The sequence below is a fragment of the Lacipirellula parvula genome (assembly GCF_009177095.1).
GTDB classification, from domain to species: Bacteria; Planctomycetota; Planctomycetia; order Pirellulales; family Lacipirellulaceae; genus Lacipirellula; species Lacipirellula parvula.
The window spans coordinates 6401781-6416123 of record NZ_AP021861.1 but is presented as its reverse complement, the minus strand read 5'-3'; the positions used below and the strand labels follow the sequence as shown (position 1 = coordinate 6416123).

12 protein-coding genes are annotated in these 14343 nt (G+C 61.8%); 5 read left to right on the top strand and 7 right to left on the bottom strand.

From position 1 onward, the window contains the following. Window positions 1-167: 167 nt before the first annotated feature. Window positions 168-563 carry a 4Fe-4S dicluster domain-containing protein gene (locus PLANPX_RS25015; RefSeq protein WP_152101358.1) on the bottom strand — a complete coding sequence of 132 codons (396 nt, stop codon included), beginning with the start codon at window positions 561-563 and terminating at the stop codon, window positions 168-170. 443 nt (window positions 564-1006) lie between these two features. Between PLANPX_RS25015 and PLANPX_RS25010 the strand changes: the two genes are divergently transcribed. The 4 genes from PLANPX_RS25010 (at window position 1007) to PLANPX_RS24995 (ending at window position 5478) form a co-directional block, all read left to right on the top strand. Further along, window positions 1007-2566 (top strand): alpha-N-arabinofuranosidase, encoded by a 1560-nt coding sequence (locus PLANPX_RS25010; protein ID WP_152101357.1) that lies wholly within the window; start codon window positions 1007-1009, stop codon window positions 2564-2566. Between the two features lie 668 nt (window positions 2567-3234). Further along, complete coding sequence (locus tag PLANPX_RS25005) at window positions 3235-3930, top strand: hypothetical protein (protein ID WP_152101356.1); 696 nt, start codon at window positions 3235-3237, stop codon at window positions 3928-3930. A gap of 132 nt (window positions 3931-4062) precedes the next feature. Then, complete coding sequence (locus tag PLANPX_RS27845; RefSeq protein ID WP_198421812.1) at window positions 4063-4569, top strand: Imm7 family immunity protein; 507 nt, start codon at window positions 4063-4065, stop codon at window positions 4567-4569. 141 nt (window positions 4570-4710) lie between these two features. After that, window positions 4711-5478: a hypothetical protein gene (locus PLANPX_RS24995; RefSeq protein ID WP_152101355.1), complete on the top strand. Its 768-nt coding sequence runs from the start codon at window positions 4711-4713 to the stop codon at window positions 5476-5478. 179 nt (window positions 5479-5657) lie between these two features. Here PLANPX_RS24995 and PLANPX_RS24990 read toward each other — a convergent pair whose 3' ends face one another. Together PLANPX_RS24990 and dxr are read right to left on the bottom strand one after the other, a co-directional pair. Next, complete coding sequence (locus tag PLANPX_RS24990; protein ID WP_232536440.1) at window positions 5658-7850, bottom strand: site-2 protease family protein; 2193 nt, start codon at window positions 7848-7850, stop codon at window positions 5658-5660. Continuing rightward, window positions 7841-9004 (bottom strand): 1-deoxy-D-xylulose-5-phosphate reductoisomerase, encoded by a 1164-nt coding sequence (dxr, locus tag PLANPX_RS24985; protein ID WP_152101353.1) that lies wholly within the window; start codon window positions 9002-9004, stop codon window positions 7841-7843. Before dxr ends, PLANPX_RS24990 begins: the two co-directional genes overlap by 10 nt. A gap of 718 nt (window positions 9005-9722) precedes the next feature. Here dxr and ftsH point away from each other — a divergent pair. After that, entirely contained in the window at window positions 9723-11837 is a 2115-nt protein-coding gene (gene ftsH / locus PLANPX_RS24980) for an ATP-dependent zinc metalloprotease FtsH (protein ID WP_152101352.1), read from the top strand. Window positions 11838-11932: 95 nt separating this feature from the next. Here the strand turns inward: ftsH and PLANPX_RS24975 are convergent, their stop codons facing one another. From PLANPX_RS24975 to PLANPX_RS24965, 4 genes are read right to left on the bottom strand one after another with little or no spacing between them, the layout of a single operon-like run. Further along, on the bottom strand, window positions 11933-12727 hold the full coding sequence (locus PLANPX_RS24975; RefSeq protein WP_152101351.1) for a hypothetical protein: 795 nt from the start codon (window positions 12725-12727) through the stop codon (window positions 11933-11935). A gap of 54 nt (window positions 12728-12781) precedes the next feature. Next, complete coding sequence (locus PLANPX_RS24970; RefSeq protein WP_152101350.1) at window positions 12782-13315, bottom strand: hypothetical protein; 534 nt, start codon at window positions 13313-13315, stop codon at window positions 12782-12784. Further along, window positions 13315-13488: a hypothetical protein gene (locus PLANPX_RS27580; protein WP_172992320.1), complete on the bottom strand. Its 174-nt coding sequence runs from the start codon at window positions 13486-13488 to the stop codon at window positions 13315-13317. Before PLANPX_RS27580 ends, PLANPX_RS24970 begins: the two co-directional genes overlap by 1 nt. A 17-nt stretch (window positions 13489-13505) precedes the next feature. Further along, a complete protein-coding gene (locus tag PLANPX_RS24965; protein WP_152101349.1) occupies window positions 13506-14255 on the bottom strand; it encodes a hypothetical protein in 750 nt (249 codons plus the stop codon). Window positions 14256-14343 lie beyond the last annotated feature (88 nt).

Sequence of the window (14343 nt, the reverse complement as noted above, 5' to 3'; positions counted from 1 at the left end):
TTTTGTCAGTTGTCAGTGGTCAGTGGTACGGGCGCCGTGCGGTTGTGGGAGGCGTCTCCGACGCCGATGGCGGTCTCTACTTCGGACCGATAGCGGTGGCGCAACGCGGCATCGGGGTCGGAGACCCCTCCCACAATTGATGCGGAAATAACCGCCCAGAGCAGCCGTTAGGCCCCGGCGCGGAGTTCGGCCAATTGCTGCGCAGTCCCCACGAGCCGGTCCCAATTTTCTTGGATGTACTCCGGCGGGCCGCCGATTTCGGCGACCACGGTGGCGACCAGTTCGGTCGGCACCATTTCGATGGCGTCCCAGGGGCAGACTTTCAGGTCGTAGGGGTTCGACTTTTTGCCGGGGATGTGGACGCAGACTTCGCAGCCGACGCAGCGTTCGAGGTCGATCTCGCACCACTGCTGCGTCCCCTTCACGATGCCGCGATCGACCTTCATCAGCACAATGCAGTCGACGGGGCAGACCTCGAGACACGACTCGCAGCCGGTGCAGTTGTCGGCGTTGATGACCGCCAACTCCTTCGGAACCTTTTTCCGCGGACCTTGCTTTGCCATGTCGAACCGCCCGGACAAGAGGAGTGACCTTGTGAAAGCCTTCACAATGATAGGTGGTTTCCGGCGGAACGCCAATTCCGGTGGGGGGAAATCCGAAGACTAACCGCCAAGGACGCCAAGATCGCCAAGGGGAAGAGCGGGGACAGGCGGAACCGCTGATGAAAGCCGATAAACGCTGACAAATGCGGAGGTCGGCTGGCTCTGATCTGCGTTCATCGGCGTTCATCGGCGTTTATCTGCGGTTCCATTCCCCTCGTTTTACCTTGGCGATCTTGGCGTCCTTGGCGGTTCAAGTCTTTCGGCGTGGCCGGAAATCGCCGGTGAAAGCTGCTTGACCCGCTGGCGCCGGCGGTTGAAACTCGCAGGTTCTGGCTCGCAATTGTCGACGGGAGCTCTCCCGCCGGCGGGTGGTAGCGGCTCCTTTTCATCGTCAGGACCAAGTGATGACGCTTCTCGCTCGTTCGTTGTTTGTCGTTGGACTCGCGCTGGTCGCTCCATTTGCCGTGAGGGCCGCCGAGCCGCTTACCGCCACGGGGGTGATTCATGGCGATCAGAACGGCGGGACGATCAGCCGGCACTTGTACGGGCACTTTGCCGAGCACCTCGGCCGCTGCATTTACGATGGGCTGTGGGTGGGGACTGATTCGAAGGTTCCGAACACGGGCGGCGTTCGCAACGACGTCATCGCGGCGCTCAAAAATCTGAAGATCCCCAACCTCCGCTGGCCCGGCGGCTGCTTTGCCGACGACTACCACTGGCGCGACGGCATTGGCCCCGTCGATCAGCGGCCGCAGACGATCAACATTCACTGGGGGCAAGAGGTCGAGACGAACGCGTTTGGCACGCACGAGTTTTTGGCGCTGTGCGAGTTGCTCGGCGCCGAGCCGTACCTCGCCGGCAACGTCGGCAGCGGCACGCCCGAGGAGATGCGGGATTGGATCGAGTACCTCACCTTCGACGGCGATAGCGAGTTGGCGAACCTCCGCCGCAAGAACGGTCATGAAAAACCGTGGCGGATCGAGTTCTTCGGCGTCGGCAACGAGAACTGGGGCTGCGGCGGCGCCATGCGGCCGGAGTACTACGCCGATCTTTATCGCCGCTATGCGGAATTCTGTCGCGATCTTTCCGGCAATCGGCTCACGCGCGTCGCGTGCGGGCCGAACGGCAACGACGGCAATTGGACCCGCACCGTGATGGAGCGGATCGGCGGGCGGATGCAGGCGCTGTCGCTCCACCAGTACACCCTCGCGGCGCCGTGGAACAGCAAGCGGCCGGCGACCGGGTTCGACGAAGCGGCGTGGTTCGCGATCGTCCGCGATTCGCTCGCGATGGAGAAGACGCTCGACGACACCGAGGCGATTATGGACAAGTTCGACCCGCAGAAGCGGATCGGCTTGTTCGTCGATGAGTGGGGAACGTGGTACGAAGCCGAGCCGGGGACGCCAGGCTACGCGCTCTTCCAACAGAACACGCTGCGGGACGCGATGGTGGCGGGGCTGAGCCTCAACATCTTTCACGATCACTGCGAACGGGTTCGCATGGCGAACATCGCGCAAGTGGTGAACGTGCTGCAGGCGATGATCCTCACCGAGGGGGACAAGATGCTGCTGACGCCGACCTACCATGTGTTCGAGATGTACAAGGTGCATCAAGACGCGACGCGGCTGCCGCTGGAGTTGAAGTCGCCCGAGTATCGCCACGGCGATCAGGCGATTCCGGCGGTGAGCGCCTCGGCGTCGCGCGATAAGGCCGGCAAGGTGCATGTGTCGCTGGTGAATGTTCATCCGACGGCGGCCGTGACCGTGACGTGCGAACTCGCCGGCGTCGCCGCGAAGGGGGCGACGGGGCGGGTGCTCACGGGTGACAAACTGGATGCTCATAACACGTTTACTGATCTCAATGCGGTGACGCCTCGTGAGTTTGCTGGTGCGAAGGTCGGGAACGGAAGTTTGACGGTGGAGTTGCCGGCGAAGTCGGTCGTGGTGCTTGAGTTGGCCGAGTGATCGCTGGCATTGTTGGCAATGGAAGATGGGTGGCCTCGGTTGCCGCCGGAGCGGCTACCGAGGCGGCGTAGCCGCAGGAGGCCGTTCAGTGTTGGGCCTCTCGCGGCTGCGCCGCCCTGGTAGGCGAGTACGCCAACCAGGGCTACCCAGATTTCTGTCGTCAGTCGCTTTTTGTCGCGTATCGCGTTTTTGGCGACATAAATCTAAGTTGTTGCTGCGGTGGCGTTTAGCGCCGGCTTGGCGGCGACAGATGTCGCGACAGTGTGTTTTCTGGTTGCTGCGGTGAACATGCTGCTGCAAGGCGTTCTGTTCTAGGCGGCGTAGTAGCCGGATCGCCACGCGGTCCGGTGGCGGCTCGTTTGGGATGGCGAATCGTGCGCGCTGCAGCCCAGAGGGCGTGGCCCTCCGGCTAGCGGTTGATGCTTCATCGCTGATTGTGGACAGCGCGCAGTTCTGATTGAGATCGAGCCTAGCAGAACGGGTGGCCTAGTTTCGACACAAAAGTTTTTGGATTTGTTAGCGTAGACGCAATGATTGCGCGGCCGAATATTAGCGATTGACTGATCGGCAAACCTTGGGCCTGATGCGTGAGAGTATTCTTCGAATTTCTGACCGCACTGCTGTTCGCCGGAGTTGTTCTGGCGGCGATTTTGACCCCGATATTCATCATGCTGAAACGCGAGATGAAGCGAGCGAGCGATGAGCGGATACCCCTCAAGAATTTGGGACAGGCGCCCACGCACTTCGTGAGGTTCGCGACGCCCACTCTTTGCGATGCGCGGCCCGCAACATGCGAACCGCGAGACCTAGATGCGACCGAGGATCTGCCGGAATTCCATGTTGAGGAGGACGATTGGCGGCAAATTGAGTTCCTGCCGACGTCTCTTCGCGATGATCTTCAGGATGAAATCGCGGCCATCGAGAAGTTCAAAGTCGAACGATGGGAGGGGGAAGGTTGGGCCGACATTTATCTTCGCCGCGACCATCTGGAGGGTTTGCCAAGCATTCAGTTGCCCTTTGAGGAACTGAGCAAGCTATTCAAATCGTGGCGCCGCCATGACCTGCCGCTTATAAGAGAAAGCTCAGATGTCACTACGATTGCGAAGGTCGACGGATCGTTCTTGTTCGAAGCGTCGGAAGAGGCCTTCTTTTACGGCCAAGAACACGTTGGAACGGTCACCGTCGTGGCTATGCGGTTCTTCGGGCAGGGGCGGGGAAGCTACTCCAAGTTGATCGAGAAACTAGTCGAGTTGGGCGGTGCGTTTCCGTTGCTGATGGTCGATTGGAACAGCGGCCTCATCGTTGATCTGCGGAAACGTGAAGAGATCGAGCGGTGGGTCGATCCGATTGAGGACGCGGCTTAGTGATCCGCAACCTCTTTGGGGACGCGATTGTCGAGTCGACGGAGGCGCCCAGGATAAGTTGCTTTTCGATATCAGCGCTGCGCTGGAGTATAGAGAACCGTTGATGTTCTCTAGTTAGATTGGAGCATTGTGATGCTGTTCGCCGTTGGGTGGGCTGTCGTGCGATCGTCTCGCGAGCCTTTTGCGACGTTGAATTTTGATTCGATGGGAGCGGAAGAGTGGTCACAGGCTTTCAATGTTATCGACGACGCTTGCGATCGAGCTGACTTGGAACTCTTCGATAGATTTGAGGCCTTCATGGCCGAGTGTGACGACGGCATGCTTTCGTGGAGCTTTCAGCGGGCGCTGAACAATGTTCGAGGCGTGCTGACCTTCGCTTCGTCTCGTAATCACCGAGGCAAATCGCCAACGTCTCTGAGGATTATGGAGTGGCTTGCTGTGAACGGAACTGGGTCCTACGGACTCCTTTACTTGCACGACGATGAGGACGATGGAGTTTCTAAGCGGTATGGACGAGGCGGCGTCGATCGAACAAACGAGTTCCGAGTGTGGAGGTTGGCGTCAGGGCAATTAATGGAATTTGACGACCCGTTTCTTTCGCCAATTGTACCGCTGATCAACCCCAGCGACTTTGCGTGATCAACGCGGCTGGCGCGTCGGCGCAGAGCATCGACACGCTCTGGCGTAGAGGAGATGGTATGAGCGAAAGGCTAAACTCTCGCTCTAATGCTCATGTTTTGCGATTATCAGCACGCCGCCTCCTCTTGAGTGACGACAACGATGAACGAGAGATCTCGCACGCAGCTTGAGAAGTTACTGGCTTACCATGCGCAAGGCATTTTTGGCCTCGAAGAGGCAGCGAATCAGATTGCGACATTGGCGACCGTAGAAGATGCGGGGGAAATGTTGGCCTACGTGCCTGAACCTTTGCAGTCCGCCGTCCGGTCGGAACTAGTGCGCGAAGCGAGCCGATTCGTTGGTGGCGAATGTTTGCAGCCGGAGGATTCGCCGTTTGAGATCGTGGGCACGTCGTACAAAGAGAATTATTACGGCAAGATCGCTCGGACGTTGCTGGTAACGGAGAGTCATCATGATCGGCCGCAGTTGAGCGTCGTTTGTCTCCCTTCCTTCGAGCCTGAGTGGGCGCTGTTGCTGTTGGACGTGAAGCGCGTGGGCTTCATGTTGTCGCTGCGCACGGCGAAATCGCCAATATGGCCGCCTGAGCGAACTGAGGAGGTGGACGTTGACAACGTTCGCGTGAAGATTGACGACGCGCTGGCCGACGGGATGAAGGTCGCTTGGGAAAAGATGATGCGGCGGGTGCGGCACGCATTGCCGTCAAGCGTTGTGCTGGACGGAGTCTCGTACCACTTCAGCTTTCGCGCAGCAGCGGGGCGAACGCATTCGCCGCATCCCGAGACGGCTCCGGGCCGGCTCGTGGAGTTGAGCCATGCGCTGCGGGCCTATGTAGAGGCGAGCGATGCGGCTCGCAGTGCGATCCGCAACTCGGTGCTCGTCAATGTTGAGTGGTTTCGACAGCTGGCGTGAAGCGGATTGCTGCGCGATCACCCTGGGGTCGAGGTTGAACTCCGATGAAATTGCGCCTCTTGCGGCTGCGCCGCCCTGGTAGGCGGGTACGCCAACCAGGGCCACCCACCACCAGGGTTAGCCGGTATCGGAATGGGAACCGACCCCCGGGCAGAGCCCGGGGCTAGGGGCGCTTCGCGTTATGCGGAGAACAGTCGCGTGATGTCGAGCGTGAAGACGAATAGCATCAGCGAGATCAGGAAAACGAAGCCGACGGTTTGCATTGTCATCACGACGCGTTCGTTCGCGGGGCGGCCGCGGAGGCCTTCCCAGGCGAGGAACACCATGTGGCCGCCGTCGAGCATCGGGATCGGCAGGAAGTTGATCACCGCGAGGTTCGCGCTGAGCATCGTCAGGAAGATCAGCAGTTTGCCCCAGCCTTGGAACGCCGAGTAGCCGGCGGCTTGGGCGATGGTGAGCGGGCCGCCGAGCATCGTTACCGGCACTTGGCCGCTGCCGAGCTTGCTGAGGAAGCGGTAGACCATCGTCAGCGAGCGGACAGTTTCGGTGCGGCCGCGGTGGGCGGCTTCGCTCCAGGTTTCGGCGACGCGGATACGTTGGATTGGCTGCAGGAGGATGCCGCGTTCGACCGAGTAGACGTCCTCGCTCGCCACGGGGGTGAGCGTCGCGTCGAGCGATTCGCTGCCGCGTTTGTAGGTGAACTTGAGCTGCGTGCCAGGCGGGAAGAGTTGGAGTTCGGAAAGAATCGACGGCAGGCCGTAGCCGTCCTTCTTATCGCCTTGGCTCAAGTCGAATGTGAGTTTTTTGGGTTTGTCCTTCATGTCTGCAGGCGGGATGAACTCGACCGATTGCAGTTCGTCGGCTTCTTGCAGGCCGGCTTCCGCAGCGGGGCTGCCGGGCTTTGCTTCGCTGACGACGGTCAGGGCGCGGTAGGCGACGCCGAGGGCCGGGGCCGAGATGGGATCGTTGTTGGCGATCGGTTCTTCGACCCAGTCGACGCTGCGCAGCGGGATCGTCAGCTCTTCGGTTCCTTGGCGGCCTTCTTCGTTGGCGCCGCGACGGACAGTGAGTTTGATTTCTTTGCCGGCGTCGCCGAGTTCGGCGAGGGCTGCCGGCAACGTGAAGGGATCGCGAGTGAGCGACGGAGCGTCGTCGGCCGCGTCGTCGTCGGCGGCGACAATGCGTTCGATGAAATCGCCGGCTTTGAGGCCAGCCTTCGCCGCGGGCGAGTTGTCTTGCACCGCGGTGATTTTGCTCATTTGCATCACCAGGCCGGTGGTGCGTTCGAGTTCCGGCTGGACGATGATCTCAATCTTTTCGCCGCCTTCGGGAGCGGCTTCGGGCTTGTCGGCGGGACGCTTGCCGCCGCGGAGGACGGTGAGCGTGACCGGCTTGTCGGATTTCTTGAGGAGCGCGGAGAGGTATTCGGCGTAGTTGGCGACGGGGGCGCCGTCGACGGCGAGAATTTCGTCGCCGAGTTCGAACGCGGGGGAGGCTTGGGCGGCGGCGGTGTGCGCCCTGAGGATGGCCGGCGGGCCGAGTTGCAGCGAGCGGCCGCTCGCCAGACCGACGCGGGCGAGCTTTTCGCCTTGCTCGGGGACGAGTTGCAACTTGACTTGCTTGCCGTCGCGTTCGATGACGAACGGCAAGCCATGTTCCAGGTCGCCGAGCGTGACGCTGCCCATGAGTTCTTCAGCGAACGAGGGCTTCACGATGTCGTCGATTTGCACGACTTCGTCGCCGGGGACGATCGCGGCGCGCCAGGCGGGCGAACCAGGGGCGGTGCGCGAGACAAACGACGGTTCGTAGGGGACGCCGATCTTGAACGCGACCGTCGCGAAGATGAACGCGAAAATGATGTTCATGATGACGCCGGCGGAGATGATCGCCATCCGCTGCGGGACGCTTTTGGCGAGATAGCTGCGGCGGTCGACGACGTAGCTCTTACCGTCGGGGCCGATGATCGTTTTCGAGTCGGGCGAGTTGCCGGCGACTTGGGATTCGCGGAGTTGTTCGTTGATGTTCGAGGGATCGTCGTCCTGGCCGAGCATGCGGACGTAGCCGCCGAGGGGGAGGATGCCGATGCCGTACTCGGTTTCGCCGATGGTGATGGGCGGGCCGATGGTGCGCGGGATGCCGATGCCGAAGATTTTGAACTCGCCTTCGCGGCCGAGCATGTTGTTAATCATGCTGCCGAGGGGGACGTCGAAGCCGATGTAAAACTTGGGGCATTTGACGCCGCACATTTTGGCGACGGCGAAGTGTCCGAGCTCATGGACGAAAATGACGGCGCCGAGGCCGGCGGCGACCATGAGGATGACGAGCAGCAAGTTACCCAGGGCGGCGAAGTCCATCGCCGCGATCAAGCACATACCCACCGAGATATCTCCTGCCGCGCCCAGCGATCCAGCTTCAACAGCGCATCGAGCGTCGGGTTTGGTTCAAAGTGATGCGCCGAGAGCACGCTGCGGCATGCTGGCACGATTTCCGTGAAGTGTAGCTCACCGTCGAGGAAGGCCCCTACAGCCGCTTCATTCGCGGCATTCAGCACGGCGCCGGTGGTGCCGCCCGATTTGGCGCATTCCTCGCCGAGGGCGAGCGCAGGGAAGCGCTCGCGATCGGGCGGTTCGAATTCGAGTTTGAACGGCTGCCGCCAATCGAACCGCCGCGCGACGCCGGGGGCGCGGTGCGGGTATTCGAGGGCGTATTGAATTGGCAGCCGCATGTCGGGAGGACTCATTTGCGAAACCACCGAGCCGTCGATGAATTCGACCATCGAGTGGACGATCGACTGCGGGTGGATGACCACCGAAATCCGTTCGCCTTCGATGTTGAAGAGCCAACGGGCTTCGATGATTTCGAGGGCTTTGTTCATCATCGTCGCCGAGTCGATGGTGATTTTCGGGCCCATTTGCCAGGTGGGATGGGCCAGCGCTTCGGCGACGGTGACTTGTTGGAGTTCGACGGGGGAAAGGTGTTTGAACGGCCCGCCGCTGGCGGTGAGGATCAGCCGCGAGACTTCGCTCGGCTGGCCGGCCTGGAGGGCTTGGAACAAGGCGCTGTGCTCGCTGTCGACGGGCAGCAACGGGCTACCAGACTTACGGGCAAGTTCGCCGATCAGTTCGCCGGCCATCACCAGCGTCTCTTTATTCGCCAGGGCGACGGTTTTCTTGGCTTCGACGGCGGCCCAGGTGCTCGCGAGGCCGGCGGCGCCGACGATCGCTGCGAGCAGCACGTCGACGTCCGGCTCGCCGGCAATGCGGACGAGTGCGTCGGGGCCGGTGAGGAGTTCGCACTCTTTGGGGAGGTCGGACCAGTCGTACTGCTTCGCGGCGCGGGCGTCGCAGGCGATGACCCAGCAGGGGCGGTGTTTTTTCGCTTGTTCGACGAGTTCGTCGAGCTTCGAGTGGGCTGAAATCGCCACCGCCTGCAGCCGTCCCTGGCTCGCCGTGATCACGTCGAGGGCGCTGGTGCCGATGCTGCCGGTGGAGCCGAAGACCGCGACGCGTTTCGGGGAGGAGGGCATAAGGGTGCAGGGCAAGGTGGTGGCGGATTGCAGTGCGTCGGGCCGACGCGCTCTCAATTTCGGTTATGTAGAAACGGTGTGAACCGAAGCTGCGGCCTAGACTCGTCTCTTCCGGCTCCCTCCCCCTTGAGGGGAGGGCTGGGGAGGGGGTGGAACTCTGGTACACGCTTCAATCACCCCTCCCTAACCCTCCCCCTCAAGGGGAGGGAACCAGAGGGAAGATCGTCGCATGTCCTCGCTTACCGATGGATGGATCACTTGTGATTACATGCAGGCGCGGCGAGCCGCTGACGTTTTCGGTTTGATAGGAACAATCGTTCGAATCGCACCTGGAAACGGGAAAGCAGCCGCACCATGCCGCGGGGATCGACGTAGGAGGAGCGTCGGCGAGACAGCAGTGCCGGCTGGGGTGGCAGGCGGGCGATCTCGTCTGCCGCCCCGCAAGGCGTCGATCGGGACGCAGCATTTTAGGGGTGGCCGAGAATCGCGACAACCCGCGTTGGGAGTCGCCGGCGGCCCGGGGAGGCTCCCTTTCCGCGCCGCAAGTGCTATCCTACCAATAGTTAAGAGCGGCGGCTGAGCTTCGCCGGGGCGGTGATTGCCCCGATCGAGGCGGCTGCCGTACCATTTAGCCGCCTCCGCATGGCGGCTTTGAAAAACTCGACCCACCTCGCGGCTGACTCAAACGGCCGTGCTATTCCTGCCAAGGCATCGATCCATGGATCAACCGAAGGACGCTTCCAAGACTCCCAAGAAGCCTGCCGACAAGAAGGCCCCGCCGCAGAACAACAACATGTTGTGGTATCTGCTCGGCCTCGGCGTGCTGCTGCTCCTGCTCGTCACCGTCTGGCAGACGCAAAACAAGCTGACGATCGGCTGGAGCGATTTCGACCACTTGATCGTCGCTAGCAATCCCGATGCGCCGAAAGACGCCGATCGCTACATCACCTACGAAGACAAGTCGGTGAAGCCGTCGATTCAGTGGCGATTGAAAGAGCCGACGAACATTTACGTCGGCTCGACCGAAGTGACCGGCACGGTGATGGCGCAGCAGCGCAAGGGCGCGGAAGGGGGTAAGGAGAGCATTCTCGACCCCAGCACCGGTTGGAGCGAGTACACGCCGACTGGCTTCCGCGTCGCGTCGCAGCCTTACTTGGCTCCCAAAGTTCTCAACCTGCTGCGGGATAATAAGATTCCCGACTACCGCAACGACGAGCAACCAAGCCAACTGATCGCCTACATCCCCGTGCTGGTGCTGACTGGCATGTTCGTGATGTTGATGATCGTGATGTTGCGACGCATGGGCGGGGCCGGTTCGCCGATGGCGTTCGGTCGCAGCCGCGGGAAGTTGATCGCTCAAGAAGACATTGAAGTGACCTTCGACGACGTCGCCGGCATCGAAGAAGCCGTCGACGAACTGCGCGAAGTGGTCGACTTCCTCAAGAACCCGGAACGTTACCATCGCCTCGGCGGCCGCATTCCGAAGGGCGTGCTGCTGGTGGGCCCTCCTGGTACGGGTAAGACGTTGCTCGCCAAGGCCGTCGCCGGCGAAGCGGGCGTGCCGTTCTTCAGCCTCAGCGGTTCGGACTTCGTGGAAATGTTCGTTGGCGTCGGCGCCGCCCGCGTCCGCGACATGTTCCAGCAAGCGGAGCAGCGTGCCCCCTGTATTGTGTTCATCGACGAACTCGACGCCCTCGGCAAGACCCGTGGCAGCGGCCAGATCGGCGGCCACGACGAACGCGAGCAAACGCTCAACGCGTTGCTCGTGGAGATGGACGGCTTCGGCACGAACAGCGGCATTATCATCATGGCCGCGACGAATCGTCCGGAAACGCTCGACCCCGCGCTGCTGCGTCCAGGCCGGTTCGACCGCCACGTGTTGGTCGATCGTCCCGACGTGTCGGGCCGCGAGGAGATTCTTGAAGTTCACTTGCAGAAGATCAAAGTCGATGAAGACGTCAACGTGAAGCAGGTCGCTGCGATCACGAGCGGCTTCGTCGGCGCCGACCTCGCGAACATCGTCAATGAGGCCGCCTTGCTCGCCGCTCGCAACGGCAAGAAGGCGGTCGGCATGAAGGAACTCAACGAAGCGGTGGAGCGCTCGAGCGCCGGTCTCGAAAAGAAAAGCCGCATCATGCAGCCCGAGGAAAAGCTGCGGGTGGCGTACCACGAAAGCGGTCACGCGCTCGTTGCTTACTCGCTGCCGAATACCGACCCGGTGCACAAGGTCTCGATCATCCCGCGCGGTCTCGCTGCTCTCGGTTACACGATGCAGCGGCCCGAGCAAGATCGGTTCCTGATGACCAAGAGCGAACTGGAAAGCCGCATTCAGGTGTTGCTCGCCGGTACGGTCGCTGAAGAAATGGTTTTCGAAGACATTAGCAGCGGCGCCCAGAACGATCTGGAGCGTGCGACCGAAATCGGCCGCAGCATGGTGATGGACTTCGGCATGAGCCGCCTCGGCCGCGTCAACTTCCGCGAGAGCAACCGCAGCCCGTTCTTGGCCGGCAGCGGCGACTTCGGCCGTTCCAGCACGCACAGCGAGCAAACGGCGCGTGAGATCGACGAGGAAGTGAAGCGGATTCTCGACGAAGGCTTGGAACGCGTGCGTCACATCCTCGGCGAACGTCGTCACACGCTCGAAGCGGTGACCAAGGCGCTGATGGAGCAAGAGACGATCGATTCGGAGGTGCTGCGGCAGATCATCGACGAGACGACCTCTGGGGCGCGGATTGTGCCGGGGACGGCCGTCGAGCCGAAGCGTCCGTCGCGGATCAAGGCGGACGAGCCGTCGGCCGCGGCTTCGCCGGAGAAGGACGCGGGCGGGATGTAAACGCCGCGTTCGACGTGCCAGCAAAATTGCCAACGCTTAGCCCCCGGTTCTTCAAACCGGGGGCTTTGTTTTTGACGCCGCCAAGTCGGCCCCGCTCAGCGACCAGGGGCTAATTTTGTTTGGTCGACCTCAAAACGCGTTCGCGCGGCGACGAGGGCTTCGACTTCGGTCTTCAGCGCGTCGGGAACAGCGGCTGCGTACTTCCGCCCGCTGCCGTAGAGCATCAGCCAATTTGGCAGCAGGTGATGCCACGATGCTCGCTTGAACGTCTGCCAGCGCAGAACGCGGCGTCGCACGATGACGCCTTGATCGCCCAAGAGGATTGGCCGCGCGTGCGCGAATGGTCGGTACAAAAAATGGATCGCGGCGACCATCATGAAGCCGACGATCACGCCGAAACAGGTCGTGGGGACGACTCCAGGGCCGCTCCGCATGTCGATCGAATGCAGTGTGAACAAAACTGCCATGGATAGCGACAAGACCAGGAGCGACGCGAAGCAGACAAATACAAACGCGGCGAGGATGATCGCCGCGTTCGAATCATTGCGAAGGTCGGGACGCTGCAACGTAAAGCGGATGGGGCCCGCCAGCGTCAGTCGTCGCGTGTGCGCTCGCCATTGGAACGCCAGATAGGAAACGTGCACCGCAGCGATCGTTAGCCAGCAGGTCAGCAGCGTCGCGCGCGACCCGGCCGGCGCCGCGCGGTACGCTATCCCAGCCGCCGCCGCGACGGCGGCGCCGAGGGCCGTGACGAGGAGCAACGTTCGCAGCGAGAACTTGGGCCCCAGCGATACGTTATTTAGCCCCCGGTTCTTCAAACCGGGGGCGATGCCGGCGTCGGACAAAAACGCGGTCGCGTGTTCCGAAAGTTCTTGTGGCGACGTTGGCATCGGCGGTTGATGTGTTTGGCGGGCGATGCGACCCCCGGTTTGAAGAACCGGGGGCTAAGGGGTGGGTTGCGGTTCGGGGACTGTTGGCGCGGCGTCGATGAATTTGGTTTTGGCGCGGACGAACGCTTCGACGGCGTCGCGTTCGCGGGCGGGGACGTCGATATAGATGTCGCCGTCGAAGCGGCGGAGTTTCATCACGCCTTCGTCGCTAGGCAGCCATTCGGCGTGGCGGATGTATTTCCAAGGGGCGTAGATTCCGCCGGAGAGGCCAGTTTCGCAGAGGTACGCGGGACGGCGGAGGAAAATCAGCAGTATGCCGCCGAACAAAAACCCTTGGCTCATGCCTTGGATCACCGTGAAGACGAGCGAGTGGCTCCGGCCATTGGCGCCGCGATCGGCGATGGCGTACGATTGGCCGCCGATGGAGATGAGCAGGCACACCGCGATCAACACGAGGGCGGCGGGGTGGTGAATGGCGCTCAGCTGCGTACGCCGTCGAAGCCAGACGATGTGCGCGATTGGCCCCGCTTCTGGCAGATGGCGCCAGGCGAGCCGCCAGTTGTGCCATCCGCCGAGGAGCGCGAGCATCAAGAAGCCGCCCCAGTAAGCCAGGAGGGCAGGGCGAACGGCTGCAGGTTGCAGGCGCCAAAAAGGAGCGGCGTCGCGGCGGCAACGGCGGCGATTGTCGTGACCGTCAGCACCGTACGGATGCGGAAGCGGACGACGGGATCGAGCGGCGTTTGAGGATGTTCAATGCTCATTCTGGCATCGAGGGGCGCTAAGCGGGCGTCTTTTCGTGACGCTGGGGCCGAGCGATTCGAGGGGAGTCGCTCAAGTTATCAATAAACCGAATTTTTCCGCGAACGAATTGCTCAATTTCAGCACGCAATGCAATAGGCACGTCGAGATACACGTCGTCGGTGACTTGATGGAGTTTGAGCGTTGCCGGGCGGTCGGTTTGCCACTCGGCATGGACGATGTGGTTCCAGGGGATTAGGTAGTCGCTTCTTAGCGGAACGCCTTCCTCGCAAAGAAACATCGGTCGGCGGATGAGGGAGAAGATCAGAGCGGAGGTTGCGGCGCCGATGATGCCGAAGTTGTGGAGCGGAATCAGGGCGAATTCTATCAGCGGCGACCGTTGCCCAAACCCTTGCTGTGTTTCCAAGACGACGCCGTACGAACCCACGGCGATCCACAAGCCGACGGCTAGGCAGCAGGCTGCGGTGGAGATCGTTGACCATCTTCCTTGCCGGCGGCGGCCCCGCGCGTGGACGATGTATCGCACCTCTCGGCCCGCTGATGCTCGCCACGCTTCCCAGCCTCGTGCGAATAATGACCCGGCCACAAATACTGAGAACAGTGACCACGAACCGATGAGCTTGTTGCGAGCGGCTTCGCTCTCGACGCTGCGATAGTACGTTCCGGCGATTGCCGCGATGATTGCGAGCGTCGTTGTGAGGACGAGCAGCGTCCGCAGGGGAAAGCGGTAGGCGTGGCTGGGCGGCGTTGGCTGCGGTTCAATGGACATTGCGGGTCCGATTGTAACGCATGGAGTGGCGCCAGGCGCTAATGCTTCCGGCTTGGGGCGGCGGCGCCAAGCGATGAGCCGGACGCAC